Annotated in this window: 17 protein-coding genes; 11 read left to right on the forward strand and 6 right to left on the reverse strand. The window is 73.7% G+C overall.

Annotation, left to right across the window (positions count from 1 at the left end; translation table 11 throughout):
* The first annotated feature begins 95 nt into the window (after window positions 1-95).
* Complete coding sequence (locus rosag_RS07360; RefSeq protein WP_284349417.1) at window positions 96-410, forward strand: MBL fold metallo-hydrolase; 315 nt, start codon at window positions 96-98, stop codon at window positions 408-410.
* A gap of 978 nt (window positions 411-1388) precedes the next feature.
* Here rosag_RS07360 and rosag_RS07365 read toward each other — a convergent pair.
* Window positions 1389-2219 carry a PEP-CTERM sorting domain-containing protein gene (locus rosag_RS07365; RefSeq protein WP_284349418.1) on the reverse strand — a complete coding sequence of 277 codons (831 nt, stop codon included), beginning with the start codon at window positions 2217-2219 and terminating at the stop codon, window positions 1389-1391.
* A gap of 632 nt (window positions 2220-2851) precedes the next feature.
* Between rosag_RS07365 and rosag_RS07370 the strand changes: the two genes are divergently transcribed.
* Entirely contained in the window at window positions 2852-4240 is a 1389-nt protein-coding gene (locus tag rosag_RS07370; protein WP_284349419.1) for an MBL fold metallo-hydrolase RNA specificity domain-containing protein, read from the forward strand.
* A 227-nt stretch (window positions 4241-4467) separates the two neighbouring features.
* Here rosag_RS07370 and rosag_RS07375 read toward each other — a convergent pair whose 3' ends face one another.
* Complete coding sequence (locus tag rosag_RS07375; RefSeq protein ID WP_284349420.1) at window positions 4468-4773, reverse strand: helix-turn-helix domain-containing protein; 306 nt, start codon at window positions 4771-4773, stop codon at window positions 4468-4470.
* A 167-nt stretch (window positions 4774-4940) separates the two neighbouring features.
* On the opposite strand from rosag_RS07375, the gene rosag_RS07380 reads away from it, so the two are divergent.
* Window positions 4941-6029 (forward strand): DMT family transporter, encoded by a 1089-nt coding sequence (locus rosag_RS07380; protein WP_284349421.1) that lies wholly within the window; start codon window positions 4941-4943, stop codon window positions 6027-6029.
* Between the two features lie 48 nt (window positions 6030-6077).
* Here rosag_RS07380 and rosag_RS07385 read toward each other — a convergent pair whose 3' ends face one another.
* Window positions 6078-6686 (reverse strand): hypothetical protein, encoded by a 609-nt coding sequence (locus rosag_RS07385; protein ID WP_284349422.1) that lies wholly within the window; start codon window positions 6684-6686, stop codon window positions 6078-6080.
* Between the two features lie 314 nt (window positions 6687-7000).
* Between rosag_RS07385 and rosag_RS07390 the strand changes: the two genes are divergently transcribed.
* Entirely contained in the window at window positions 7001-7717 is a 717-nt protein-coding gene (locus rosag_RS07390) for a hypothetical protein (protein WP_284349423.1), read from the forward strand.
* A gap of 188 nt (window positions 7718-7905) precedes the next feature.
* On the opposite strand, the gene rosag_RS07395 is transcribed toward rosag_RS07390, so the two are convergent.
* Both rosag_RS07395 and rosag_RS07400 read right to left on the reverse strand, forming a co-directional pair.
* Window positions 7906-8985 carry an MBL fold metallo-hydrolase gene (locus rosag_RS07395; protein WP_284349424.1) on the reverse strand — a complete coding sequence of 360 codons (1080 nt, stop codon included), beginning with the start codon at window positions 8983-8985 and terminating at the stop codon, window positions 7906-7908.
* A 79-nt stretch (window positions 8986-9064) separates the two neighbouring features.
* Window positions 9065-10468 carry a S8 family peptidase gene (locus rosag_RS07400; protein WP_284349425.1) on the reverse strand — a complete coding sequence of 468 codons (1404 nt, stop codon included), beginning with the start codon at window positions 10466-10468 and terminating at the stop codon, window positions 9065-9067.
* Window positions 10469-10865: 397 nt separating this feature from the next.
* Between rosag_RS07400 and rosag_RS07405 the strand changes: the two genes are divergently transcribed.
* The 3 genes from rosag_RS07405 (at window position 10866) to rosag_RS07415 (ending at window position 14943) form a co-directional block, all read left to right on the forward strand.
* Window positions 10866-12443 (forward strand): thioredoxin-like domain-containing protein, encoded by a 1578-nt coding sequence (locus rosag_RS07405; RefSeq protein ID WP_284349426.1) that lies wholly within the window; start codon window positions 10866-10868, stop codon window positions 12441-12443.
* Between the two features lie 178 nt (window positions 12444-12621).
* Entirely contained in the window at window positions 12622-13752 is a 1131-nt protein-coding gene (gene holA / locus rosag_RS07410) for a DNA polymerase III subunit delta (RefSeq protein ID WP_284349427.1), read from the forward strand.
* A gap of 162 nt (window positions 13753-13914) precedes the next feature.
* Window positions 13915-14943 carry a DUF4142 domain-containing protein gene (locus rosag_RS07415; protein ID WP_284349428.1) on the forward strand — a complete coding sequence of 343 codons (1029 nt, stop codon included), beginning with the start codon at window positions 13915-13917 and terminating at the stop codon, window positions 14941-14943.
* A gap of 300 nt (window positions 14944-15243) precedes the next feature.
* Here rosag_RS07415 and rosag_RS07420 read toward each other — a convergent pair whose 3' ends face one another.
* On the reverse strand, window positions 15244-17631 hold the full coding sequence (locus rosag_RS07420) for a S9 family peptidase (protein ID WP_284349429.1): 2388 nt from the start codon (window positions 17629-17631) through the stop codon (window positions 15244-15246).
* 171 nt (window positions 17632-17802) lie between these two features.
* Here rosag_RS07420 and rosag_RS07425 point away from each other — a divergent pair, with 171 nt between their 5' ends.
* The 4 genes from rosag_RS07425 (at window position 17803) to rosag_RS07440 (ending at window position 23846) form a co-directional block, all read left to right on the forward strand.
* Window positions 17803-18828, forward strand: a complete 1026-nt coding sequence (locus rosag_RS07425; protein ID WP_284349430.1) for an SPOR domain-containing protein — start codon at window positions 17803-17805, stop codon at window positions 18826-18828.
* Between the two features lie 276 nt (window positions 18829-19104).
* Window positions 19105-21816 carry a DNA mismatch repair protein MutS gene (gene mutS, locus rosag_RS07430; RefSeq protein ID WP_284349431.1) on the forward strand — a complete coding sequence of 904 codons (2712 nt, stop codon included), beginning with the start codon at window positions 19105-19107 and terminating at the stop codon, window positions 21814-21816.
* A complete protein-coding gene (locus rosag_RS07435) occupies window positions 21813-22676 on the forward strand; it encodes a glutaminyl-peptide cyclotransferase (RefSeq protein WP_284349432.1) in 864 nt (287 codons plus the stop codon). Before mutS ends, rosag_RS07435 begins: the two co-directional genes overlap by 4 nt.
* 123 nt (window positions 22677-22799) lie before the next feature.
* Window positions 22800-23846 carry a CsgG/HfaB family protein gene (locus rosag_RS07440; RefSeq protein ID WP_284349433.1) on the forward strand — a complete coding sequence of 349 codons (1047 nt, stop codon included), beginning with the start codon at window positions 22800-22802 and terminating at the stop codon, window positions 23844-23846.
* Window position 23847 lies beyond the last annotated feature (1 nt).

Genomic DNA, 23847 nt, shown 5'->3' on the forward strand with positions numbered 1-23847 from the left:
GCCTGTCGCGATCGAGACCGCGAACGTGATCGCGTGCGAACGACCAGTTACGCTGCGGTTTCTCGTCGTGCCACTTCCGACTCCGGCGCTCCTTCATGCAGATCGAGTTTTCCGGCGCTGCCCGCGAGGTCTCGGGCAGCTGCCACATCGTCCGCGCCAACGGCCGCACCATCCTGTTCGACTGCGGGCTGTTCCAGGGCCGGCGCCGCGAGTCGGAGGAGAAGAACCGGCGCCTGCCGCTCCCCGTCGACCAGATCGACGCGGTGGTGCTGAGCCACGCGCACATCGACCACGTGGGGCGGCTGCCGTACCTCGTGAACGAGGGCTACCGCGGCAACATCTGGGCGACGGCCGCGACCCGTGACCTGCGCGGGATCATGCTCCGCGACTCGGCGCACATCCAGCAGTAGTCTGGTCTGGGCCTGCGTGATCGCAGCATGGTGGATGGCGCTTCGACGGCATCGATTCGCCAGTGATGATGCTCACGGCATATATCCGCTTGCCCGCGTGGCGTCCATCTCATGACGTGCACATCCCGTGACAAGCCGCAGGCATGGCAGACCGGCGACGTCGTCACGGAAGTTGTCACGGATTTCGGGGCCGCGCTGGCGCTCGGGCAGTAGGACGCGGCCCGCGACGCGATGGCTCGCGCGGGGGCCTGACGCCAACATCGCCGGCCAACCGCTGACACCACCTCGAATGCCCGATCTGGCCTCCCCCCAAGTCTTTCCGTTGGCTCGTACCGGTCGCCGCAGCTGTGGCGAGCGTGACTGCGACTGTCGTCGCGTGGATCCGGGCCGAACGGGTCACGCGCCTCCAGAGCAAAGCGAGCTTGCAGCTCGAGCGTCTGAGAGTCGAAGAGGCCAAACGAGAGCGGGCGTTCACGGTGGCGCGCGAGGAGTCGGAGCCTCTTGCAGCTGCGCTCACCGCTGCGTGGAACGATGTGCAGGTGCTGAAGGACGTCGCTGCGCGCACGCTGTCGGCCACCCGCCTCGACGCGTCGGTTGGCGAAGAACTCGTGCAGACGGCCAGCGGAAAGTCGACGGTGCCGGTGGTCTTTCCAGTGCCTGGCTTGGCAACACCCCAAACGATTCAATCGCGCACTACGTGGAGGGATGGGGTGCGCAAGACGCGGAGCTCGGGGCAGACCACTACCTCGCAGGCCCCGGCTCCTTCAGCACGATGGCTGAAGTCGCGGCGGCATTGCTCGGTCTCACGCCATATCCGAGCGGTCGACTGCGGGGGGGCTCGATCGGGCGGGTTGGGTGGGACGTGGCGCGACGTCGGCTGAATGAGCCAGAGCCCGAGCAGGGGCCCGTCGGCGCAGACGAGCACGAGGCGGGCGCGCAGCGCGAGCGCCTCGGCCATACTCCCCCGTGCCCAACGCGTCAGGGCCTCGTGTTCCCCAGGCGTGAGGACGATGCGAGCGGGCTGCGAGCCGTGCGGCATGGATCCATCCAGTGTGAACCCCGCCCACGGCCGGCACGACCCTCGGCGTCCGTCAGATCGCGTCGCGGGCCGCGATGCCGACCTTCCGACCAGCGCTGACGCAGTCGAACGACGCCCGCGAGCGCCAGCCCGCCGCCCAGGAGCACGACCGCGCTCGGCTCGGGCACGACCTGGACGAACAGGTCGTCGGCCGAGAGGAGCGCGCGCCCCGTGCCGCTGCCCGTGAGCGCGTATGTGACGGTGACACTCGCGCGGGTGCCGCTGCTGAAGGACGCCGCGACGCGCTGGAAGGTGCCGTCGCCGGGCAACACGAAGGGGGACGGGCCAAGGAGCCCGAGCCCGTCGACGTAGAGCTGGAAGAAGCCGTTCTGCACCGACACGCCGAACCCGCTGCCCGGCGTGCGCGCGCCGACCCAGAGGCCCAACTCGTACTGCGCGCCTGGCGTGACCGCCACCGTCTGCGTCAGCGTGAGCACTTCCGGCCCGTCGAGGCATCCCTCAAGCACGTCGCGGCTCTGGCAGACGAGAGCGTAGGCGCCGAACTGTCCGGACCGCGCTGCCACCTCTGAGCGGCCGTACACCGCATGCGTGCCACCCACGACGGTGCCGGCGATCGCGACGCCATACTGGGTGGCAGTGCCACCGACCAGGTAGCCGGCGAATGTCCCGGTCTCGAATCCCGAGTTGGTGAGCAGGTTCTGGGCGGCGGCGGGCACCGCGCCCAGCCCGACAAAGCTGACGACGGCCAAGAGCCGGGACGGCGCGCGCATGAGGGATCTCCCGAGGCGGTCGAAGCCCGATGGGACTCGCGCGACGCCGTATGGCGCGGTCAGATCCGGCGTGTCACGGCGCCGCGCGCGCCAATCTGGTGCCCCCGCTCGATGGCGCAAGAGCGTGGCAGTGACGCTACCCGCGTATCGCCAGGTCGCCGACAAGCTTGGATCTGGCCCCAATCCACTCGGGCTCGGGCGTACTGGCATCGGACTTCGGGGTCAGACCACTAAGTGCATCGCCGGCGATTCTGCGGGGGCTCGTCAGGACTGCAGCGATGTCGGCGACTGTTCCGTGATCGGCGACGAGCAGCACGATGAGGGCGCGGATCCGGAGCCGGCTGTCCTTGGCGGTCCGGTCCGTGTGGTCGAGCTCAGCGTGCAGCTCCGCGCTGAGCTGATCGAGGCGAATGGGGTGCAGAGGCCACTCCTGCTGGGACCCACGCACCCCATAGCTCTTCTGCCGACGTACTTAGGACGTTCTCCCGGAAGTTGTCAGGACAGCTCCGTAGAACCGCACGAAGATGGTGTCGAGTCACGCCACAAACCCTTACTGCGTAACGGTGCGCATGACACCATCACGCGAGGTACGCGGCGCAGTACGGGTATTCTCACTCTCCTCCAAGTCGAGCATGGAAATCGAGTTCTCCGGCGCTGCCGGCGAGGTGACCGGCAGCTGCCACATCGTGCGGGCGAACGGGAAGACGATTCTTCTCGATTGCGGCCTCTTTCAGGGGCGACGCAAGGAATCGCAGGAGAAGAACTTACGGCTTCCGCTGCCGGTGTCGGAGATCGACGCGATCGTGCTCTCGCACGCGCACATCGACCACGCCGGCCGGCTCCCTTTCCTGGTGGCGGAGGGCTACGACCGGAACATCTGGGCGACGGCCGCGACGCGCGACCTCTGCGGCATCATGCTGCGCGACTCGGCGCACATCCAGGAGAAGGACGCCGAGTTCCTGACGCGCCGCGGCAAGGAGGCGGTCGAGCCGCTCTACACGAAGGAGGACGCCGTCCGCACGCAGCAGCTCATGGTCGGCGTGCCGTACGGGCGGTGGTTCGACGTCGCGCCGGGCGTGCGCGGCATGTTCTTCGAGGCGGGCCACATCCTCGGCTCCGCGTCGGTGGTGCTGGAGGCGGTGGAGGACGGCCGCACGACGCGGCTCGTCTTCTCGGGCGACGTGGGGCGCAGCGGGCTGCCGATCATCCGCGACCCCGAGCCGCCGGGCGGCGCGCACGCGGTCATCCTCGAGTCGACGTACGGGGATCGCGACCACCCGCCGTACGAGAGCGCCCGCGACACGCTCGGCCGCATCGTGCGCGAGACGGCGGCGCGCGGCGGACGCGTGCTCATTCCCGCGTTCGCGGTCGGACGCACGCAGGAGCTGGTGTACGACCTCCACGAGCTGTTCAAGGCCGACCAGATCCCGCGCATCCCGATCGTCATCGACAGCCCGCTGGCCGTCGACGCGACGGGCGTGTTCGCGGCGAACCCCGACGTCTACGACCGCGGCGAGGCGCTCGTCAACGCGACGCGCGAGCTGTTCCAGTTCGGGCTCGTGCGCTACGTGCGCGACGTGCAGGAGTCGAAGGCCCTCAACGCGCAGGTCGGGCCGATGGTGATCATCTCGGCCAGCGGGATGGCGGAGTCGGGGCGCATCCTCCACCACCTGATGCACGGCGCGTCGGACCCGCGCAACACGATCCTGATCGTCGGCTTCCAGGCCGAGCACACGCTCGGGCGCCGGATCGTCGAGCGGCGGCCGCTGCTGCGCATCTTCGGCGACGACGTCCCGCTGCGCGCGCGGGTGGAAATCCTCAACGGCTACAGCGCGCACGGCGACCGCACCGAGCTCGCGCAGTGGCTGGACGCGGTGCGCGCGGCATCCCCGGAGCTGGGCCACGTCTACCTCGTGCACGGCGAGCCGCCCGCGCAGGAGGCGTTCGCGGCGCTGCTGGGCGCGCGCGGCTATCAGGTCGAGATTCCCGCCTCGGGCGACGTGCGGGAGGTCGGGAGCTAGGGCTGCGTGGCCGGCACCGTCGCGCCGGACCCCTCCTCCGATTGGCGAGGGGCGCGGATGCTTCGGATGAAACGGATCAGTCGGATCGTCCCTCATGGCGGCGACGCTCCGTGCACGATGAGGAGCGATCCGAACGATCCGTCGCGATCCGAAGCATCCGGACCCTCTCCACAAGCCACCGAGGTCCGGCGCGACGGTGCCGGCCACGCAGTCCGCAGCGCGCGCTTTCAGCGCCGGGCCAGCGCGCGCTCCCGCAGCACGCCCGCCACGCGTCGCCGCGACGTGACCGCGAGCCGCGCCAGCACGTCCGCGACGTGGTTGCGCGCGGTGTAGCGGCTGATCCCCAGCGCCGCGGCGATCTCGAGGTTCGTCATCCCGCGCGCCACCAGCCGCGCGACCGCGGCCTGCCGCAGCGTCAGCCCGCAGGTGGCGACGATCGTCGCGATTTCATCGCTCGCGTCGCTCGCGTCGCTCGCGTCGCTCGCGAGGGCGGTGGGCGGTGCGTCGGCGTGGGCGGGGCGTGCGGGGATCACGGGTCGTGCGGCGTGCGGGTGGCGGGAGGAGGGCGTGACGCACGGTCGCGCCGCGGGGCGACGGCAGCATGGGGCGGGTGACCCAGGGCGGCCGTCGCCCCGCGGGGCGGTGCGTCGCACCGACTACCTTGGACGACGATCCCCCGTCACCGCGTCGTCCCGAGTCCGTGAGCACCGCCGCCGTCGTCCCTGCGCCGCCCGCCCGCGGCGGTCTGCGCCACATGGCGCTGAGCGCGTTCTGGTTCAGCGTCATGGCGCTGTGCGTGAAGCTCGGCGGACGCCGGCTGCCCAGCCACGAGCTGGTGCTCGTGCGCGCGGTGCTGACGCTCGGCATGAGCTGGGCGGCGCTGCGGCGCGCGGGCCTCGCGGTGCGCAGCCCCGACGCCGCGCGGCAGCGCGCGCTGCTCTGGCGCGGCGCGTTCGGCTGCCTGGGGCTCACCTGCTTCTACGCGTCGCTGGTGCGGCTGCCGCTCGCCGAGGCGACGCTGCTCCAGTACACGAACCCCATCTGGGCGGCGATGCTGGCGGCGGCGCTGCTGCACGAGCGCGTGGGCCGGCGCGAGCTGCTCTGCCTCGCGGCGAGCGTCGTCGGCGTGGTGCTCGTGGTGCGCCCCGCCGCGCTCCTCGGTCTCGGCGCGGCGATCCCGCTCGGCGCGGTGGGCGTGGCGCTGCTCGGCTCCGTGGGGAGCGCGACGGCGTACGTCATCATCCGCGGGATCGGCACCGCGGAGCCGGCGGAGCGCGTGACGCTGTACCTGCCGCTGGTGACGGTGCCGGTGACCATCCCGATGGCGGTCGCGGGCTGGGTATGGCCGACGGCGCGCGAGTGGGCGGTGCTGGTGGCGATGAGCGTCGCGACGCAGCTGGCGCAGGTGCAGCTGACGCGCGGGCTGCAGCGCGAGCGCGCGGCGCGCGCGACGGCGGTGGGCTACCTGCAGCTGGTGTTCGCCGCGGCGTGGGGCTGGCTCGTGTTCGCCGAGCGGCCGAGCGCGTGGACGGCGGCGGGCGCGGCGACGATCGTGGGCAGCACGCTCGTCCTGGCGCTGCGCCGGCCGGTGCACACCGTGACGCGGATGCCCTCACGCGCCGACGCCTCCGGCCCCGCGCCGGCCGCGCCGCTTCCCGGGCTCGTCGCGGACGCGGTGGACGTGGTGGATCCGGTGGAGGCGGCACATGCCGCCGATGCGGCCGCGAATGCGGCCGCGAATGCGGCCGCGAATGCGGCCGACGCCGCGGGCGCCCCGCGCGCGCGATAGTCGCGCGGGACGCCTCGACGGCGGGACGACGGGCGCCGGAGCGCCGCGTCAGGTCATGCGACGGACCATCTCGTTGATCGGCGCCGTGACCTTCTCGCCGACCGTCTGCGCCAGCTCGGTCGCCTGACTGGCGATCTCGCTGGCGACGCGGCCGACGCGCTTCAGTGCCGCGCGACCGGTACTGGAACCGCTGTCGGACGAGCCCGAGCTCGAGGACGCGCGGCGGGTGCTCTTGCGCGCGCTCTTCCGCGCGCCGCCGCCGCCCGCCCGCTTCGCGCCGCCGCCGCGCTTGGATGTCGCCTTCTTGGCCGACGCGCGCTTCGCCCCGCCGCGCTTCGACGCCGACTTCATCCCCGCCTTGCGCGTGCCGGCCGCGCGCTTCTCGGCCCCACGCTTCGCGGCCGTCGACGAGCCGCGCTTCGCGGCGCCACGCTTCGCGGTGCCGCGCTTCGCCGTGGACTTCTTCGCCGTCGCCTTCTTGGCCGACGCGCGCTTGGCCGTGCCGCGCTTCGCGGTCGACTTCTTGGCCGCGCCGCGCTTCGCCGATGCGCGCTTCGTCGAGCCGCGCTTCGCGCCGCCGCCGCCACCCGCCGACTTGCGGGTGCTCTTCCGGGCGCTCTTGCGGGTGCTGCCGGTGGACTTCGATCGAGTCGCCATGCGTGATCTCCTGGTTGGAGGAGGTGTGTCCCGCGCCTGTGCAAGAATTAGGCGCACTGCGCGACGTGACGCCCCGAAAACTCCGCGCGCGCGGGTGATGGCTGTCACCGGGCGCGAAATCGTCGCACCTGGCGGCTAATACCTACGACGCCGACCGCCGTGTGCGCAAGACGTCAGGATGCGAAAACACCGCCGCGCCGCGCGCACGCGGCGGCTGCGCACGCGCGCACGGCGGCCGTATATTCGCGGCGCGCCGGACGCACGGGGCGTCCGGCCGGTCACGCGGGATGCAGGCGACTGCAGGAGAATCGGGAATGCGGACGAGCATCGGGCTGGCGTGCGGCGCGGCGGCGCTGCTGACGGCGTGCGGCGGCGAGGCGCGCACGAATGCGGGCGACAGCGCGCGCGCGGGCGATTCGGCGGCGACGGCCGCGGCGACGGCCGGCGAGGCGGATCCGACGCGCGCCGCGGCCGGCGGCGCGGGCGTGCCCGCGGGCTACACGGCGCGCACGGACCGCGAGAGCGACGCGATCACCGGCGCGCGCTACACCGCGCGCGACGGCGGCGCGTGGGAGGTGCAGACGGGGCCCGCGCACGTCGTGTGGGCCGCCGGCGACACGGCGAGCGGCCGCTACACGGCGCGCGCGCGCGTCGCGCAGCTCGAGGCGCCGTCGCATCCGGAGGCGTTCGGGCTGTTCGTCGGCGGCCAGGACCTGCAGGGCCCCGCGCAGCGCTACACGTACTTCGTCGTGCGCGGCACCGGCGAGTACCTGATCCGCGTCCGCGACGGCGCGCAGACGCGCGACGTCCGCGGCTGGACCGCCGCGCCCGCGGTCGCGAAGCAGGACGGCAGCGGCCGCGCCACGTACGACCTCGCCGTGCGCGCCGACGCCGACTCGACGCGCTTCCTCGTCGGCGACACGCCGGTGTACGCGGTGGCCGCGGGCAGCGTGCCGACCGACGGCGTGGCGGGGCTGCGGATCAACCACAACCTGCACCTGGAAGTGCGGCCGGTGGCGATCACGCGCTAGAACTGGAACAGCGGAGGACTGAACGGCGGAGGACGGAAGGGCGGAGGACGATGAGGCGTGAAACGGAAAGGCGGACCCTGCGAGCTCGAAGCATCGAGCCGAGGGGTCCGCCTTCGCGTTTCACGCCCTTCCGTCTTCCGCCTCATCGTTCCACGCCGTTCCGTCCTCCGCAGTACCGGTTCACCGCGTCAGCGCGCCCGCCAGGTCTCTCCATGCGTCGGGATCCACAGACCGTCCGGCGCGCGTCCGGCCCGCACCCACGCCGCCCGCGTCCGTTTCGGCGGCTCGTCCACCGGCTCGTCGGTGAGCACGAACGTCCCGAAGTGCATCCCGCCCAGCGTCGGCGGCGGCAGCGTCGGGTGCGACTCGGCCTGCGCGTCGGCGAGGGCGGCGTAGGCGGCGACGGCGTCGTCGGGATCGCAGTGCACCGGGCGCATGAACCAGCGCGGCGCGTAGGCGCCGATCGGCAGCAGCGCGAGCGCGAACGGCGCGTGCGCCCGCGCGATCGCCGCGAACTCCGGATGCAGCCCGGTGTCGCCCGAGTAGAAGATGCCGGGCGCCGGCGCGCCACCCGCGACGTCCGCGACGTCCGCGGCGCGCGCGTGCAGCGTCCAGCCGCACCACAGCGAGCGGTCACGGTCGCCGAGCCCGCGCCCCGAGAAGTGCTGCGCGGGCACGCAGCCCACGCGCAGCGGCCCCACGTCGCGCGTCTGCCACCAGTCCATCTCCTCCGCCACCGGCGCGCCGAGGGCGGCCAGCGTGCCCGCGACGCCGAGCGGACAGACCCACGTCGCGGCGGGATGGCGCGCGGCGAGGGCGCGCACGGAGCGCGCGTCGAGGTGGTCGTAGTGGTCGTGCGAGTGCAGCACGAGGTCGATCGGCGGCAGCGCGTCGAGCGCGATGCCCGGCGCGGTGTAGCGCCGCGGGCCGGCGAACGGCACGGGCGACGCGCGCGGGCCGAAGACGGGATCGACGAGCACGTTCCAGCCGCCGACCTGCAGCAGGAAGGTGCTGTGGCCGATCCAGGTCGCGGTCAGCGCGGCGGGCCGCGCGCGCGGCGCGTCGAACGCCGGCGTCGCGCGCGGATAGGCCGCCGCGATGCGCGCGGGATCGACCACGGGGCCGCCGCGCCGCTCGACGAGCATCCAGCGCAGCAGCCCGCCGACGCCCGCGCGCTCGCCGCCGGGCCACGGATTGCGGAAGCCGCCGTCGGGGCGGTGGTGCGCGGGCGCGCGCCCCTCGGGCGCGGTGGCGTCGGGTGCGGTCACCGCACAGAGGAAACGCGACGACGGGCCGCGCGCAAGCGTTCGCGCGCGGCCCGTCGTCCGGAAAGGAGCTGCCGAGCGGCTACTGGCCCGCGGGCGCCGAGCTGCCGGTGACGGCGCGGTACACGTTCAGGCGGCCGTTGCCGAACTTCGTGTCGTAGCCGGCGGCGCCCTTGTCGTCGGCGGTGGACTCGAGGCGCGCGCGCAGATCGGCGCCGCGGAGCCCCGTCTTCGACGCCACGACCGCGGCGGCGCCCGTCACCTGCGGCGCGGCCATCGACGTGCCCTGCATCCAGCCATAGGGCGCGCCGCTGATCGGACCGCTCACCGGGCCCTCCGTGTAGCCGTTCGACACCGCGCTGAAGATGCAGCCCTCGGGGGTCGTGTTCGAGTAGCAGTACCCGCCCGGCGCCGAGATGTCGAGGCCCGAGCCGTACTGCGAGTAGCCCGCGAGCTGGTCCTGCCAGGTGGTCGACGACACCGAGATCGCGTTCGGGTCGCACGCCGGGCAGGCCACCTTGCCCGAGCCCGAGTTGCCGGCCGACGCGATGACGAGCACGCCCGCGGTCTTCGCCCTGAGGATCGCGTTCTGCTCGCCCGTCGACTCCGTGCGGCCGCCGAGGCTGAGGTTGATCGCGACGAGGTGCTTGCCGTTCGCGTCGATGTAGTCGGCGGCGGCGTTGATGGCGTTGATGATCGCCGACGTCGGGCAGCCGTTGGCGCCGCAGACGCGCTGCACGAGGACCTTCACGTTCGGCGCGGCGCCCGTCACGCCGGCGACGCCGACGTTGGTGCCGGCCATCGTGCCGGTCGTGTGCGTGCCGTGGCCCTCGTCGGGGGTGTCGTTCGGGTTGTCGTCGTTCGAGTACCAGTCGCGGCCCGCGATCAGGCGGCCGGTGAACTCCGGATGGCCCATCTCGACGCCGGTGTCGATCGAGCCGATGGTCACCGCAGCGCCGCCGACGCCGATGTTCGCGAGCGCGTCCTCGTCGGCGTCGGCGGTCGACGCGTAGGACGACGGGATGAAGGTGCCGTACCGCGAGTCCGCCGGGTCGCTGAACTTCATGTTCAGCCCACCCGGGTTGTAGAACGCCCACAGCCGCGAGTCGGCGTCGACCTGGCGCAGGTAGTTGGGCTCCGCGTAGGCGACGCGCGGATCGCGCGCCAGCAGCGCGGCCAGCGCGCGCTCGTTGCCGCGCGTCGTGAGCACGACGCGGTAGGCGCCGCCGTAGCCCTGGCGGCCGAGCGCGAGCCCGTGCTCGCGGGCCACGGTGGCCTCGTCGGCACCCTCGCGCAGGCCGACCAGCACCTCGCCCTCGACGATGGCCTCGACGTCCTGGGCCGCGGATCGGGCGAAGGCGGGGCCCCCCAGCCCCGTGTCGTCCTGACTGGGCGGCGCGACGGAGGAGTCGGCGCAGGCGGCCAGGAACGCGAGGGCGGCCGCGGCGGCCGCAGGAACGAACGAACGGATTTGGCGACGGGACACGAGCGCGAGACCTCCGGCGGGGGGAGAACGCGTCCGGCCAACCGGCCGGGCGCACGACGAGCGCGTCGGCGGATGCCGACGAGGGTCGACGAGCGTGTGTCGTGCGTGTCGTGCGGATGTCGTGCGTGTCGTGCGTGTCGTGTGTGTCGTGCGTGTCGTGCGGTCCGGCGTTCCGTCGCACCACCGACCGGTCGCGCCGCGAGGCGCGCGCTCGGAGTCGGCGCAGCGTGCATCCGTCCCGTCGGCGACGCGTCGCCGCGTGCGGCCGTCCGACGGGAGGCGGATGTTGTTCATCTGTTCCTCGATTGCACAAGGCCCGTTTCGTGACGAAAAGCGCACGGGAACGCACGGCGCATTTCGTGCTTCCCGTCTCCCATTTCGCCCCCCCACGCCGCCGATGACCGATCCCTTCGCGGTGCCGCGCGTCGTGCGCGCGCCCGACTTCCCCGCGGGGCTCGGCTGGCTGCACGCGCCGCACGCGCCGCACGCCGACGGCCGCGCGCTCGCGCTGCCCGACCTGCGCGGCCGCATCACGCTGCTCGACTTCTGGACGTACGGCTGCATCAACTGCCTCCACGTCCTCCCGCAGGTGCGGGAGCTCGAGCGTCGATTCCCCCGCGAGCTGGCCGTCGTCGGGGTGCACAGCGGGAAGTTCATCGCCGAGCGCGAGACTCCGAGGCTGGCGCGCGCCTGTGCGCGGCTCGGCGTCACGCACCCGGTGGTGAACGACCGGCAGTTCCGCGCCTGGCGCGCGTGGGCGGTGCGCGCGTGGCCGACGCTCGCGCTGGTGGACACGCGCGGCTACGTCGTCGGCGTGCAGGCGGGCGAGCTGACGGCCGCGCAGCTGGCGCCGGTGATCGAGCGATTGATCGCGGAGGCGGACGCGAACGGCACGCTCGTGCGCGCCGAGCCGCACGTCGCGGCATCGACGTCCGCGCCGCTCCCCGACGCGGCGCTCCGCTTTCCCGGCAAGGTCGCGGTCTCCGCGCCCGACGCGCGCGGCGTGCGGCGGCTCGCGATCGCCGACACGGGCCGGCACCGCGTGCTCATCGGACGACTGGACGATCGCGGCGCGACGCTGACCATCGAGCACGCGGTCGGCCGCGGCGTCGCGACCTCCGCCACTGGTGACATCTTCGGCCCGACGCCGAGCGGCGCCACCCGCGCGCAGCTCGCGGCGCGCGCGGACGGCCCTGCGGACCGCGCGACGTTCGACGGGCCGCAGGGGCTCGCGTTCGGGACGGGCGCGCACGCCGACGTGCTGTTCGTCGCCGATGCGGGCAACCACGCGATCCGCGCCGTCTCGCGGTCGACGGGCGCCGTGCGCACGCTGGCGGGCACCGGCGCGCGACTGCGCACCGCGGCCGACCGCGCCGCGGGCGCGATGGCGTCGCCCTGGGACGTCGCGTTCGCGGAGGTGGACGGCCGCGCGACGCTGTTCGTGGCGATGGCGGGGACGCACCAGCTGTGGATCGTCGATCCGGCGACGGGTGCGGCGAGCGCGCACGCGGGCGGCCGCGGCGAGGACCTGATGGACGGCCCGCTGCTGCAGGCGCTGCTGGCGCAGCCGATGGGCCTCGCGACGGATGGCCGCACGGTGTGGTTCGCGGACGCCGAGTCGAGCGCGATCCGCGTCGCCGACGCGGCCCCGAACGGCGCGGTGCGCACGCTCGTGGGCACGGGGCTGTTCGACTTCGGCGACGCGGACGGCGAGGGCGACGCGGTGCGGCTGCAGCATCCGCAGGCCGTGGCCCACGCGCCCGACGGCCGGCTGCTGATCGCCGACGGCTACAACGACGCGCTGAAGTGGCTGGACCCGGCGAGTCGGCGCGTGACGACGTGGCGGCGCGGCTTCCACGAACCCGCGGGGCTGGCGATCGGCGATGGGCGGGCGTTGGTCGCGGACACCGGCGGGCACCGGATCGTGAGCGTCGGGCTCCTCACCGGGGAGGACTCCGAGGTGGCGATCCGATGAGGCGGAGGACGATGGGGCGGAGAACGGAACGGCGGAGGACGATGGGGCGTGAAACGGAAAGGCGGACCTCTCGGCTTGACGCTTCGAGCTTGGAAGGTCCGCGGTTTCGTTTCACGCCCCATCGTCCTCCGCTCCATCGTCCTCCGCCGTTCCGTCCTCCGCCGTTAAGTTCCACCTCGTGTCCACGACGCCTCACAAACCGCTGAATGCGGCGCTCAAGGCGCGCGCCTTCGCCCACGCCTACTACTTCCACGGCGACGACGACTTCCTGAAGGAGGACGCCGTCCGGCAGGTGGTGGCGGCGGTGGTCGATCCGGCGACGCGCGACTTCAACCTCGAGGTGCGGCGCGGCGCGGAGCTCGACCCGCAGACGCTCGACGGGCTGCTGGCGACGCCGCCGATGATGGCCGACCGGCGGATGGTCGTCGTGCGCGACGTCGGCGCGCTGAAGAAGGACGTGCGCGGCACGCTCGACCGGTACCTGCAGCGGCCCGCGTCCGACACCGTCCTCCTGCTCCTCACGCCCGCGGGCACGAAGGCGGACAAGGGCCTGTGCGAGCGCGCCGAGGCGTACGAGTTCGCGCCGCTGAACGAGGATCGCGTGGCGAAGTGGATCGCGCACCACGCGCAGGCGGAGCTCGGCGCCACGATCACGCCGGAGGCCGTGCGGCTGCTGCAGGGCGGCGTCGGCGCGGAGCTGCAGCAGCTCTCGGCGGAGCTGGACAAGGTGGTGAGCTACGTGCGCGGCGAGCGCGACGCGGCGGGCGCGGATGCGGGCGCGCCGATCGTCGTGGACGAGGCGGCCGTCAGCGCCGTCGTCGGCGTGCGGCGCGGCGAGACGATGGGCGACCTGCTGGACGCGGTCGCGCGGCAGGACGCGCGCACGGCCGCCGCGCTCGTGGGGCACGTCCTGGCGCAGCCCAAGGCGTCGGCGGTCGTCGTGGTGATGGCGCTCTCGACGCAGATGCTCGCGCTGGCCTGGGGGCAGGCGCGCCGCGCGCAGGGCGCGTCGCCGGGCGCGCTGAACGGCGAGTACTTCAACCTCCTGAAGGAGGCGCCGAGCTCCTACGTCGGCCGGCCGTGGGGCGAGGCGACGAAGGCGTGGACGGCGAACGTCGACCGGTGGACCGCGCCGTCGCTCGACCGGGCGCTGGCGCTGCTGCTCGAGACGGACGCGTCGCTGAAGGAGACGCGCCTGTCGTCGGACGAGCAGCTGCTGGAGACGCTGGTGCTGGCGCTGTGCGCGCTGCCGAACGCGGGTCCGAACGCGCGGCCCGGCGCGTCGGGCGGGCCGCGCCGCGCGGCCTGACGGCGTTCGTCGCCACCTGACACGAACGCCGCGACACAGTGCGGGGGGCGTGCGGTCGCGGGTCACGCGCGGCGCACGATCGGCGGCATCGGCGTCGAGGGCCGCTTCCGGTGCGGGCACGCGCGCTGCGGCGCGCGTCCGACTCACGCACTGGAGGTGCGCATGCGAACCGGACTCGCCCCATGGAGCATCGTGGCGTTCGCCGCCGTGCTCGCGGGGGGCGCCATACCCGCGCGGGCCCAACCGCCCAGCTCGACCGACACGACCCGCGCCACCCAGGACACCAGCCGCGCCGCGCGCGACCGCGCGCGCGACAGCACGCGCCGCGTCACCCGCAGCGTCGGCGGCGAGGTCGTGCCGCGCGTGACGAAGGACGCGCCGCGGCCGGCCCGCACGACCCGCGCGCCGGCGCAGACCCAGACGCCGACGCCCACGCCCGCGGCGACGCCGCCGGCGACCGACACGACGGCGCGCATGGCGCCGACGCCGACGCCGACGCCCGCCATGACGCCGCCCGACTCGACCACGGGCAGCCCGATGGACGCCGCGCGCGCGGCGGTGGCGCCGATCGTCGGCGCGATGACCACCGAGGCGCACGCGATGGCGCTGCTGCACGAGGCGAACGTCGGCGAGATCGAGGCCGGCCGGCGCGCGGAGCGGCAGGCCACCGACACGGCCGTGCGCGCGTTCGCGGCGCGGATGGTCCAGGAGCACACCGCGCTCGACCAGCAGACGACGGCGCTCGCGCAGCGGCTGAACGTCACGCCGATGCTGCCCGACAGCGCGCTGCCGCAGCTGCAGATGCGCGAGCTGCAGGCGCTGCCGACGGGCACGGCGCCGAGCATGATGCGGACGGACTCGACGACGATGCGTCGGCCCGACTCGACCGCGATGCCGATGACGCCGCGGCCGGACTCGACGGCGATGCGGACGGACTCCACGATGGCGCGCACCGACACGACGATGCGCCACGCGGGGATGATGCACGGCGCGGCGGGGTCGTCGTTCGACGCCGCCTACGTCGCGCAGCAGGTCGCGGCGCACGCGCGCACGCTGGCGCTGGTGGACGCGGCCATCCAGCGCGCGCAGCAGGCCGAGCTGAAGACGGCGCTCGAGACGCAGGTGCGGCCGAGGGTCGCGGAGCATCTGCGGATGGCGCAGGAGCTCCAGACCAGAATCGGCGCCAGGTGAGGGCGGCCGGCTGTGGAAATGCGAAAGGCATTGCAAGGATGAAGATCGGATAGGATCTGATAACGACGGATGGCTCCGCGTGGTGCGACGTCGATCGCACTCCACCGGAGCCATCCGTCGTTATCAGATCTTGTCAGACTTTCATCCTTGCTGCCGTTGCCGTTGTCGCTCGGATCCGGTGCGCGGGAACCCTGAGCGGCATGAGACAGGGTGACTCGGAGGCTCCGCAGGCGCATGGACGTCGCGCCGCACGGAGCCTCCGGGTTCATCCCGCCATCCTGTCCACGCTTGCCCGTTCGCTTACGGCGCGTCGCTCCCGCTCCCCGTCGCGCCCACCGCCGTCGGCGCGGGCGGCGTGCCGGGCGTGTCCTCGAGCGTCTTCAGGACGTCGCGCCACGCGAACTTCCGCCCGCTCCCGAGCACGTAGTAGTCCATCCACGCCTTCTCGGCCACGCTCTTCACGAGGCGGTTGCGCGGGTCGGGGATGCCGTGCGTGTTGCCCGGGTACATGTACAGCTCCGTCGGCACGCCGAGCTTCTTCAGCGCCATGTGCAGCTCCACGCTCTGCGGGCTCGGCACGCGCGGGTCGCCCTCGACGACGTGGATCATCGTCGGCGTCTTCGCGTTCTGGATGTACTTCAGCGGCGACTGGTTCCAGTACGCGTCGAAGTCCTGGTACGGGAGCTTGTTGCCGAGGTAGTACTGGCGGTTCCGCTGCACGTCGCTCTGCGCGTACATCGAGATCCAGTTGGACGTGCCCGCGCCCGACGAGATCGCCTTGAAGCGGTTCGTGTGCGTGAGGATCCAGTTGGACCAGTGGCCGCCCGCGCTCCAGCCGAGCGCGCCCATCTTCGTGCTGTCGACCAGGCCGTCGGCGATCAGCTTGTCGACGCCGGTCATGATGTCCTGGTAGCCCGGGTCGAAGTAGTTGCCGACGATCCCGTTCTTGTGCGCCTCGCCGTAGTTGGTCGAGCCGCGGTAGTTCGGCATCAGCACCACCCAGCCGGCACCGGCGTAGACCTGCGCGCCGTAGCCGCCGTTGAAGCCGAGCATGTCGGCCGCGGCGGGGCCGCCGTGGATCGCGACCAGCAGCGGGTAGCGCTTGCCGGGCTCGTAGCCGACCGGCTTCACCAGCACGCCGCCGACCGGCTTGCCGTCCGTGGACGTCCAGGTGATCTCCGTCTGCTCGCCGAGGGCGACGTTGCGGAGCTGCGGGTTGGCGTCGGTGAGCTGGACCCAGCTGGCGCGCCGCGCGACCTGGTCGATCGACGGGACGAGGAACACCGTGTTCGGCGTCGTCGGGTCGGCGTAGTTGACGAGGATGCGCTTGGTGTCCTCGTCCTCGTCCACGTTGACGACCGCCTTCTCGTGCGTCAGCTGGCGCGCGTTGCCGCTGGCGACGTCGAGCGCGAAGAGCTGGTTGGTCGCCTTCACGCCTTCATTGAAGTAGATCGTGCGGCCGTCCTTCGACCACCAGCCGACGCTGACGTCGCCGTCGAGGTTCGTGCCGAGCTTCCGCCACTGTCCGCCCCTGTCGCCGACCGCGCGCAGGTAGACGCGCGCGTTCTTCATGTTGTAGCCGGTCATGTCGTCGGACGCCGAGAAGGCGATCCACTTCGAGTCCGGCGAGAAGGAGGGGAGGCTCTCGCCGACCTCCTCGTTGTTCGTCAGCCGCTCGATCGCGCCGCCCTGCGTGTCCAGCAGGTAGGCATCGCCGTTGATGTTCTGCTCGGTGACGTTCCGCTTGTAGCGATTGTTGGCGATGCCCGTGTAGGCGATCCAGCGCCCGTCGTCGGAAAGCGAGAAGTTGGTGACCGAGTACGACGTGTCGCGCGTCAGGCGCGTCGTCTTCTTCCCCGCCACGTCGAGCGCCCACAGCGACGACGTCGGCTGCTCGGCGTTGCGGATGGTGGCGGTGAAGCGCTTCTCGGTGCGGAGCTTCTCGTCGCGGTCCACCGTGTCGGCGGTGACGAAGTAGATCCGCTTCGCGTCGGGGCTCCAGCGCCAGAGGCCCACGCCCGTGGGGTGCTTGGTGAGCGCGGTCGGCTTGAGCGAGTCGAGCGGCGTGCCGGCGGCGAGGCGCTCGACCGGGACCGCGTAGAGCTGCTCCTCGTCGGTCTTGCCGCTGCGGTAGACGAGCCAGGCGCCGTCGGGGCTGAACTGGAACGTCGAGACGCCGTCCTTCGCGTCGGTGACGCGGCGCGCCTCGCCGCCGTCGGGGCGCATCAGGTAGAGCTGCTGCTGCTGGCCCTGCGCGGCCGGCGCCTCGCGGTTGGACGCGAAGACGAACCAGCTGCCGTCCTTCGCCCAGCGGGGGTTCGTCTCGTTCTTGTCGCGCGTGTAGGTGAGCTGCTTGCCGCTCGCGACGCCGCGCGTCGTGCTGACGACGTAGATGTCGGACTGCGAGCGCGCCTCCTTCCAGTCCGGCGACGAGAGCGTGTAGAGCGCGAGCTTGCCGTCGGGGCTGAGCGCGACGCCGCCGACCTGTCGCGTGTACTGCATGTCGACGAACGTCATCGGCCGCTTCGCGGACGAGGCGTTCGCGGACGAGGCGTTCGCGGACGAGGCGTTCGCGGCGGGCGTGGCGGGCGCCTGCGCGAGCAGCGCGACGGGCGCGAGAACGCCGACCGCGAGGGCGGCGGCGCGGACGGACGCGTGGCGCGAGCGGGGAGGGGAGAGGATCGGCACCGCAGGGCTCCGGAATGCGGGAACGGCACGGGCGCGCCGCCATGGATGGCGGGCGCGGATGGGGATCGCGACGACGATATCCCGCGGTCACGCCGCGCGCGAGCGGCCGCGGCCACGCGTCCGCCACGGCGCTATCTTGCCGGCGTGACTCCTCGTACCGCCGCTCCCGCCGTGTCCGATCCCCGCGCTCTCCTCGCCGCGCTGGCCGCGACGGCCACGCTCGCGCTGACGCCCGCCGCGCGCGCCGGCGCGCAGGGCACCACCGGCCCGCTGCCCGAGTCGTCGCCCGTGGGCGCGCCGTACGCGCGGGCGCGCGCGCTGGTGGAGTCCGGGCGTGGCGCGGCGGGGCGCGCGCTGGTGGACTCGCTGCTGTCGGCGGCCGCCGCCGGGTCGCCCGCGTACGCCGAGGCGCTGTGGTGGCGCGCGTCGCTGGCGCGCGACGGGGCGTCGGCGGAGCGCGACCTGCGCACGCTGGCGGTGGAGTTCCCGGCGTCGCCGCGGGCGGTGGACGCGTCGCTGCGGCTGGCGCAGCTGGAGCTGGCGCGCGGCCGGCCGGCCGAGGCGCGCGAGCGGCTGGAGCGGCTGCGGCGCGATCAGCCGGAGGGAGCGCCGCGGGCGCGGGCGAGCTACTGGCTGGCGCGCGCGCAGCTGGACGCCGGCGACGCGCGCACCGCGTGCACGACGTTGAACGAGGCCGCGGGGTCGGCGCTGCCGGGCGATCCGGTGGCGCGGCAGGTGGTGGCGCTGCGGCGGCGGCTGCCGGGTTGTGAGCTGACGGTGGCGGTGGGGAGCGGGGGCGCGGGGGCGGACAGCGGCGCCGCGCCGGCCGTCGCGCCGAGCGCTGCGCCGCCCGCCGGGGGCCCCCGCCGAGCTACCGATACCACCGCGACGCCCGTCGCACCCAACCCTTCCAACGCGGCGCCGACCCCCGCGACGCCGGTGCCCGCGTCCACCCCGCGCCCCGCGGCGGGTGGCGCGCGCTGGACGGTGCAGCTCGCGGCCTACGACCGGCGGCCGGACGCGGAGGCGATGGCGGCGCGGCTGGTGGCGCGCGGGGTCGAGGCGCGCGTGAGCGGCGACGCGAGGCCGTTCCGCGTGCGCGTGGGGCGCTGGGCGACGCGGGCGGAGGCGGTGGCGGCGCAGCGCGAGCTGGCGGGGAAGGGGATGCGCGGGTTCGTCACGGACGCCGAGCCCTGAGGTCGCGCGTGCGGTCGTGACGGACCGAAGTTTGCTTCGTCTTTCTGCCGCAGCGCCCCTGCCCCCAGGGATGCACCAATGCCGATCGGTCCCCGAGCCCCGAATGGGAGACTCGGGGATCGGTCGTTTCGGGGGGCGCGATGCGGCGTTCCGCCATGCGCCGGCCGCGCACCGGCGCCGCTATCTTTCGCTCGGGGCCGCCCGACGGCCCTCCCGGGCGGCCACCGCCCGGTGCGGAACGCGAATCCCGGTGAGCGTCGGTCGAGCATGGCGGTGATGGAGCAGCAGGACACCCCCCTGATGCAGCAGTGGCGGGCCGCCAAGGCGTCCAGCCAGGGCGCGATCGTCTTCGCGCGCGTCGGGGACTTCTACGAGATGTTCTACGAGGACGCCGAGCTGGCCTCGCGCGTCCTCGGGCTCACGCTCACCAGCCGCAACAACGGCGGCGCCGCCGAGGTGCCGCTCGCCGGCATCCCCGTGAAGGCGTGCAGCGAGTACCTGCGCCGCCTCGTCCAGCGCGGCTACCGCGTCGCCATCTGCGAGCAGGTCGAGGACCCGAAGCTCGCCAAGGGCCTCGTGCGCCGCGAGGTCGTCGAGACCATCACGCCCGGCGCCGCCTTCGCCGACGACCTGCTCGACGGCACGCGCCACAACTTCCTCTGCGCGCTGCGGCTGGCCGGCAGCGGCGACGGCGCGGTCATCGGCGTCGCGGCCGCCGACGTCTCCACGGGCGAGTTCCGCCTCGCGGTCGCACCGCGCCGCGACGCCGACGCGTGGCTCGCGCGCCTGTCGCCGCGCGAGGTGCTGATCGCGCGCGGCGCCGAGGATGACCGGCACCTGCACGGCCTCGACGGCGTGCTCGTGACCGAGCGCGAGGCGTGGGAGTTCGATCCGTCGCTCGCGCGCGACGACCTGCAGCGCCAGTTCGCCGTCCACTCGCTCGAGGGCTTCGGGCTCGGCCCCAGCGATGAGGCGGCGGTCGGCGCGGCGGGCGCGCTGCTGCGCTACCTGCGCGAGCTGCAGCCCGGCGGGCTCCCGCACCTCGCGCGGCCGAGCGTCGAGCGCGCGGGCGGGACGATGCCGCTCGACGAGATGACGCGCCGCAACCTCGAGCTGGTGGAGTCGCTGCGCCCGGGCGGCGACGTGGACGGCGAGCGCGCGGGGACGCTGCTGGGAGTGCTCGACCGCACGCAGACGCCGATGGGCGCGCGCCTGCTGCGCCAGTGGCTGCTGGCGCCGCTCGTGGAGCGCGACGCGATCGATGCGCGCCTCGATGCGGTGTCGGCGATCGCCGCCGACGCGCTGGCGCGCGAGACGCTGCGCGAGGCGCTGGACGGCGTGCGCGACGTGGAGCGCCTCGCCTCCAAGGCCGCCGCCGGACGTGCGACGCCGCGCGAGCTGCGCGCGCTCGGCGACTCGCTGGGCCGGCTGCCGCAGGTGAAGCAGGCGCTGGAGCGGCTGCTCGCCGACGGTGGCGCGACCGGTCGCCTCGCGGACGTCGCCGCGAAGTGGGAGGACTGCGCCGAGCTGTGCTCCGAGGTCTCCAACGCGCTCGTCCCGCGCCCGCCGCTGCAGCTCGGCGACGAGGCGACCATCGCGCCCGGCACCGACGCGGAGCTCGACGAGCTGCGCGCGCTGCGCGACGGCGGCAAGGACGCGATCGCCGAGATCCAGGCGGCCGAGCGCGCGCGCACCGGCATCCAGTCGCTGAAGGTCGGCTTCAACAAGGTCTTCGGCTACTACCTCGAGATCTCCAACGCGCACCGCGAGCGCGTCCCCGACGACTACCAGCGGCGGCAGACGCTCACCGGCGGCGAGCGCTACGTCACGCCGGCGCTCAAGGAGTACGAGGAGAAGGTCCTCAACGCGGCCGAGCGGATCGAGCTGCGCGAGCGCGCGCTGTTCGAGGCGCTGCGCACGCGCGCCGGCGCGGAGATCGCGCGGCTGCAGGTCATCGCCGCACGCGTCGCGGAGCTGGACGTGCTGGCCGCGCTGGCCGAGGTCGCGGAGCGCGAGGGCTACGTGCGCCCGGCGCTCACCGACGGCTTCGACTGCGACGTCGTCGGCGGGCGCCATCCGGTGGTCGAGCGGATGATGGCGCGCGAGAAGTTCATCCCGAACGACCTGCGGCTCACCGAGGACTCGCGGCTGATCATCCTCACCGGCCCCAACATGGCCGGTAAGAGCACGATCCTGCGGCAGGTGGGGCTCATTCAGCTGATGGCGCAGGTCGGCAGCTTCGTGCCGGCCACGCGCGCCACGCTCGGCGTCGTCGACCGGCTGTTCACGCGCGTCGGTGCGAGCGACAACCTCGTGCGCGGCCAGTCGACCTTCATGGTCGAGATGACCGAGACGAGCGCGATCCTCAACACCGCCACGCGGCGCTCGCTCGTGCTGCTCGACGAGATCGGGCGCGGCACGTCGACGTACGACGGGGTGTCGATCGCGTGGAGCGTCAGCGAGCACCTGCACGACCAGGTCGGCTGCAAGACGATCTTCGCCACGCACTACCACGAGCTGGTGGCGCTGGCCGACGAGCTGTCCGCGGTGCGCAACATGACCGTCGCGGTGCGCGAGGTCGGCGACCAGGTGCTCTTCCTCCATCGCCTGATCCCGGGCGGCGCCGATCGCTCGTACGGGATCGAGGTCGGGCGGCTGGCGGGGCTGCCGGCTCCGGTGCTGGCGCGCGCGAAGGAGGTGCTGGCGCTCCTCGAAGGGGAGGGCGCGAACATGGCAAACGCGCTCGATCGCGGCGGCAGCCCGAGCGCCGAGCGCCGAGCGCCGAGCACGGGACGTCGCTCGGCGCTCGGCGCTCGGCGCTCGACCGGCTCGCAGTTGGGGCTCTTCGGCCTCGAGGAGCCGACGCACGCGCCAGCGCCGCCACATCCGGTCGTCGAATCGCTGAAGACCGTCGATCCGAACAATCTCACTCCCATGCAGGCGCTCGAGCTGATCGCGCGCCTCGCCGCCGAGGCCCAGCGCTCGTGATCCCGCTCCGCCGCTCCGCGTCCGCACTCGCCGTCGCCGCGCTGCTCGCCGGGTGCGGTGGCGAGGCGTCGCGCACGCCCGACACCGCCGCCACGCAGCCGCCCACCACGCCAGGCACGCCCGCCACGCCGGCCACGCCGATGCCGCCGACGACGCCGGGCGGCACGCCGATCTACAACGCCGTCGTCGTCGAGCGGCTGCCGCACGACGTGGAGGCGTTCACGCAGGGGCTCTTCTTCGTCGACGGCCAGCTCTACGAGACGACCGGGATGGATGGGCAGTCGGAGCTGCGCAAGCTGGACCTGCGCACCGGCGCCGTGCAGCTGCGCCGCGGCGTGCCCGCGCCCTACTTCGGCGAGGGGAGCGTCGCGCTCGGCGGACGGCTCTACCAGCTGACGTGGAAGCACGGGCGCGCGTTCGTCTACGACCTCGCGACCTTCCAGCCGCGCGACACGCTGACGTACACGGGCGAGGGGTGGGGGCTGACGACCGACGGCACGCAGCTCTACATGAGCGACGGCACCGCGCAGCTGCGCGTGCTCGACCCGAAGACGTTCGCGGTGCAGCGCACGATCGCTGTCACCGACGCGGGCGCGCCGGTGTCGCAGCTCAACGAGCTGGAATGGGTCGACGGCGAGATCCTCGCCAACGTCTGGCAGCGCGATCAGATCGCGCGCATCGACCCGAAGACGGGCAAGGTGACGGGCTGGATCGACCTGACCGGCATCCTCCCCGCGTCGCAGCGCACCGGGAAGGAGGACGTGCTGAACGGCATCGCGTACGACACCACGACGAAGAAGCTCTACGTCACGGGGAAGTGGTGGCCGGCGATGTTCGAGATCCGCCCCGAGCGGCGCTGACCGCGCGACGCTGACCGCGTGTAGCGGGCACGTCGTTGCTTGACGTGCCCCTCACGCGGGCCCATTGTTGGGCCGCGCGCTCCGTCCTCGCGACGCGCGCTTCCCCTCGCCCGACCGGTGCCCGTGCGTCTGCCCGAACCACACGCCCGCGCGGTGGCGCCGGGCGTACGACCGCCGGGCCGCAGCGGCCCCGCCGCGGCCGCGCTGCGCTCGCTCGCTGTCGCTGCCCTCGCAGCTGCCCTCGCAGCTGCCCTCGCAGGCCTCGCCGCCTGCGCCTCCACGCCCGCCGCGGCGCCCACTCCCGCCACCGGCGCCGACGCCGCCGCGATCGCGCGCGAGCGCGCCGCGGGCACGCTCGCCGGCGCGGGCGTGATCGGCATCCCGCCGTTCGCGGTCACCACGCGCGACACGACGCTGGCGCCGCTCGGCTTCGCGCTCGCGGACCTGCTGGCCACCGACCTCGCGCGCAGCGCACGCGTGACGCTCGTCGAGCGCACGCGACTCGGCGAGGTGCTGCGCGAGCTCGACCTCGCGCAGGCGGGGCGCGTGGACTCCGCGACGGCGCCGCGCGTCGGCCGCATCCTGCAGGCGCGGCGGCTGCTCGTCGGCTCGGTCGGCACCGTGGGCGACGCGAGCACGCTGCGACTCGGCGTCCGCGTGGCCGACGTCGGCAGCGGCGCGCTGACGCAGGCGATCGACGCGAGAGCGCCGCTGAACGACGTGCTGGCGGCCGAGAAGGAGCTCGCGCTGCGGCTGTTCGAGACGCTCGGGATCGTGCTCACGCCGGCCGAGCGCCGCGTCGTCGAGGAGCGCCCGACACGCAACCTCGCGGCGCTGCTGGCCTACGGGCGCGGCGTGCAGCGGCAGCTCGACGGCGACTTCCGTGGCGCGCTCGAGGAGTTCCGCCGCGCGCGGCGCCTCGATCCGTCGTTCCGCGCGGCGCGCGACCGCAGCGACCAGGCGCGCGCGCTCGCCGAGAGCGGTGCCACCGGCTCGCCGGTCGCGATCCCCGGCGTGCGCGCGGTGGACGCGGCCGTCGCGGGCACGCTCGACCGCCTCAACCGCCCGCTCGACTACATCACGTCGGTCGTGCGCGCGACCGGCAGCCCCGCCGATCCCGCCTTCCCGAGCACGGTGGCGACGGTCGTCATCCGGGTGACGCGGCCATGAG

Source organism: Roseisolibacter agri (genome assembly GCF_030159095.1).
GTDB lineage: Bacteria > Gemmatimonadota > Gemmatimonadetes > Gemmatimonadales > Gemmatimonadaceae > Roseisolibacter > Roseisolibacter agri.

What these genes read in the sequence shown, in the direction of transcription:
- rosag_RS07360 (WP_284349417.1), top strand. Translation starts at nt 96, where the DNA reads ATGCAGATCGAGTTTTCCGGCGCTGCCCGCGAGGTCTCGGGCAGCTGC.
- rosag_RS07370 (WP_284349419.1), top strand. Translation starts at nt 2,852, where the DNA reads ATGGAAATCGAGTTCTCCGGCGCTGCCGGCGAGGTGACCGGCAGCTGC.
- rosag_RS07390 (WP_284349423.1), top strand. Translation starts at nt 7,001, where the DNA reads ATGCGGACGAGCATCGGGCTGGCGTGCGGCGCGGCGGCGCTGCTGACG.
- rosag_RS07405 (WP_284349426.1), top strand. Translation starts at nt 10,866, where the DNA reads ATGACCGATCCCTTCGCGGTGCCGCGCGTCGTGCGCGCGCCCGACTTC.
- rosag_RS07415 (WP_284349428.1), top strand. Translation starts at nt 13,915, where the DNA reads ATGCGAACCGGACTCGCCCCATGGAGCATCGTGGCGTTCGCCGCCGTG.
- mutS (WP_284349431.1), top strand. Translation starts at nt 19,105, where the DNA reads ATGGAGCAGCAGGACACCCCCCTGATGCAGCAGTGGCGGGCCGCCAAG.
- rosag_RS07365 (WP_284349418.1), bottom strand. Translation starts at nt 2,219, where the DNA reads ATGCGCGCGCCGTCCCGGCTCTTGGCCGTCGTCAGCTTTGTCGGGCTG.
- rosag_RS07385 (WP_284349422.1), bottom strand. Translation starts at nt 6,686, where the DNA reads ATGGCGACTCGATCGAAGTCCACCGGCAGCACCCGCAAGAGCGCCCGG.